Raw genomic sequence first — 2,670 nt, forward strand, 5'->3', positions numbered from 1 at the left:
CGTCACCGACTGGTGCGCATTGCGGCTCTCGCCCGGGTGGGCCAGGCGCACGCTGCCGCGCGCCATGGAGTCCTCCACGCGGCGCACGATCAGCTCGGCGCCCAACTCGGCGGCGCGCTGGTCGCGAAAGTCGGTCACTTCGGGGAAGTTGTGGCCGGTGTCGATCATCAGCAGCGGGTAGGGGATGCGGCCGACGCCGAAGGCTTTTTCGGCGCACTTGAGCATGACCAGCGAGTCCTTGCCGCCAGAGAACAGCAGGGCGGGGCGCTCGAAGGCCGCGGCCACCTCGCGCAGGATGAAGATGGTTTCCTCTTCGAGCGCGTCCAGGTGGGCGTTGCTCAGGTGGTGTTCGGCAGAGGCTTGGGCGTTTTGCAGCACTGCGGTGTCGGTACGGGCGTTCATGATTGGGTTCTGGCGTTCGGTTCGGTGGGCCGTCTTCAATGGGCCAGGTGCAGACCGCACTCGCGGTTCTCTTCGCCCTTGGTCGGGTCCACGTAGTCGAAGTTGTTGGGCAGGCCGTGCAGTTCACAGTAGTGGTACAGCTCCTTGGACGTCCAGTGCAGCAGCGGCGCGACCTTGATCAGGCCATCGGGGTTGATGCTGACCGGGTCCATCTGGGCGCGCACGGCGGTGTCGGTGGCGCGCAGCGCGGTGAACCAGACCTTGGGTGCGGTCTCGCGCAGGGCACGCGCAAAGGGCTCCAGCTTCACTTCTTCGGTGAAGGCGGCGTGGCGCGGGTCGTCCAGCGCAGGCGTGGCGCCTTCCACGGCTTCGCGGTGCGCGCGCGAGCGGCGCGGCAGGTAGATCTTCAGGTTCAGCTTCAGCTGTTTCGTCACCTCGTCGGCGAATCGGTAGGTGGCTTCGGTGTTGTAGCCGTTGTCCATCCAGACCACTGGCACGTCGGGGTTCACACGGGTGACCAGGTGCAGGATCACCGCCTCGAAAGGCCGGAAGTTGGTGGTGACGATGGTCGTCTGGCCCAGGCCGAGGGCCCACTTCACCAGGGCGGGGGCGTCGCGGCCGAGTTCGGTGTTGATGGAAGCAAGGTCGATGGTGCTCATGGTGTTCTTCCGAAAGCTCAGGCGGCGGCGAAATGCGGCTTCACATCCACCGCGTCACCCTGGTAATAGGCGTCGTACTGGGCCAGCAGCTGGCGGCCGTGGTCGACGCTCTGGTCGGCGCGCAGCACGGCCTGCGTGAAGCCGCTGCGCTGCATCTGGGCCAGCTGGTCGATCAGCACGTCGCCGATGGCGCGGATCTGGCCGGCAAAGCCCAGACGGCGGCGCAGCAGGAAGGCCTGGCTGAAGGCACGGCCATCGGCGAACGAGGGGAACTGCAGCTGCACGGTGTGGACGCCGTCCAGCGATGCGTCGCGCGGGTCGGCGTCGTTGGCCAGCGTCAGGACACCGTTCTCGTCGGCGGTGAAGCTATCGGCCTTGAAGAGTTCAATCGTGGGTTTCATGTCGTGTACTGCTGCGGATTCAGGCGGCGACGGGGTGGCGGGCAGTGGCCACGCGCACCGCGTTGGCGGCGGTCTTGAAGGGCTCGATGCCGACCCGTTTGACGGTGTTGACGAAGGTCTCGGCCGGCTGCCGCTGGGTGCGGAAGGTGTCGATCAGCGCCTCGATCACGTCCACCATCTCATCGGCCGCGAAGGACGGACCTATCACCTTGCCCGGTACCGCTTCGCCCGACAGGCGCGTGCCGTCGGAGCCGCCCAAGGTGACCTGGTACCACTCCTGGCCGTCCTTGTCGACGCCCAGGATGCCGATGTGGCCGCTGTGGTGGTGGCCGCAGCTGTTGATGCAGCCGCTGATGTGCAGGTCGATCTCGCCCAGGTCGTGCAGCTCGTCCAGGTCCTGGTAGCGGGCCAGCAGGGCTTGTGCGATGGGCAGCGAGCGGGCATTGGCCAGATCGCAGAAATCGCCGCCCGGGCAGGCGATCATGTCCGACAGCAGGCCGATGTTCGGCTTGGCCAGGCCCAGGCGGCGCGCCTCGCGCCACAGTTCGGGCAACTGGTCGCAGCTGACCCAGGGCAGCAGCAGGTTCTGTTCGTGCGTCACGCGGGCCTCACCGCTGGAGAAGCGGTCCACCAGGTCGGCGGCGCGTTCCAGTTGTTCGGCACTGGCGTCGCCGGGGGCCGAGCCCAGGCGCTTGAACGACAGCGTCACGGCGCGCAGGTCCGGGTTCTGGTGCGGCTTGACGTTGCGGGTCAGCCAGCGGCTGAACTCAATATCGTCTTCCGCCGCGGCCTTGAGGATGTTGGCGATCTTGGCGTCGGCGCTCTTGCGGTCGCAGCGCAGGTCGGGCTGCACGAAGAAGGCGCTGACGCGGTCCAGCTCGGCCTGGGTGAGGGTGTGCGGCGCGCCGTCCTGTTCGACTAGGTCGCGGTACTCGGCTTCCACCTGGTCGGTGAAGGACTGGCCTTCGGCCTTGACCAGGATCTTGATGCGGGCCTTGTACTTGTTGTCGCGGCGGCCGAAGCGGTTGTACGCGCGGACGATGGCTTCCAGGTAGTTGAGGATCTGGTGCCAGGGCAGGAATTCGCGGATCACCGCGCCGATGATGGGGGTGCGGCCCATGCCACCACCCACGCGGACCTGGAAGCCCAGATCACCGTCCACATTGCGCAGCAGCCGCAGGCCGACGTCGTGCCAGGGCGTGGCGGCC

Annotated in this window: 4 protein-coding genes; all 4 read right to left on the reverse strand. The window is 67.2% G+C overall.

Annotated elements, in window-relative coordinates; genetic code table 11:
• Nucleotides 1-402 (reverse strand): phosphoadenosine phosphosulfate reductase family protein (locus tag ACR2JA_RS14305; RefSeq protein WP_434009751.1); only part of this gene is annotated, 402 nt, incomplete at its 3' end.
• Nucleotides 403-437: 35 nt separating this feature from the next.
• Nucleotides 438-1,061 (reverse strand): phosphoadenosine phosphosulfate reductase family protein, encoded by a 624-nt coding sequence (locus ACR2JA_RS14310; RefSeq protein ID WP_434009752.1) that lies wholly within the window; start codon nt 1,059-1,061, stop codon nt 438-440.
• Between the two features lie 17 nt (nt 1,062-1,078).
• Nucleotides 1,079-1,462 (reverse strand): DUF934 domain-containing protein, encoded by a 384-nt coding sequence (locus tag ACR2JA_RS14315; protein ID WP_434009753.1) that lies wholly within the window; start codon nt 1,460-1,462, stop codon nt 1,079-1,081.
• Between the two features lie 19 nt (nt 1,463-1,481).
• The coding region (locus ACR2JA_RS14320) for a nitrite/sulfite reductase (RefSeq protein WP_434009754.1) at nt 1,482-2,670 on the reverse strand (1,189 nt) is incomplete at its 5' end.

This window comes from Hydrogenophaga sp. (genome assembly GCF_051007235.1).
In the GTDB taxonomy this organism is placed as follows: domain Bacteria; phylum Pseudomonadota; class Gammaproteobacteria; order Burkholderiales; family Burkholderiaceae_C; genus Hydrogenophaga.

Bases quoted from the DNA above. Each gene is read 5' to 3' on its own strand.
- ACR2JA_RS14315 (WP_434009753.1), bottom strand. From the start codon at position 1,462: ATGAAACCCACGATTGAACTCTTCAAGGCCGATAGCTTCACCGCCGAC.
- ACR2JA_RS14310 (WP_434009752.1), bottom strand. From the start codon at position 1,061: ATGAGCACCATCGACCTTGCTTCCATCAACACCGAACTCGGCCGCGAC.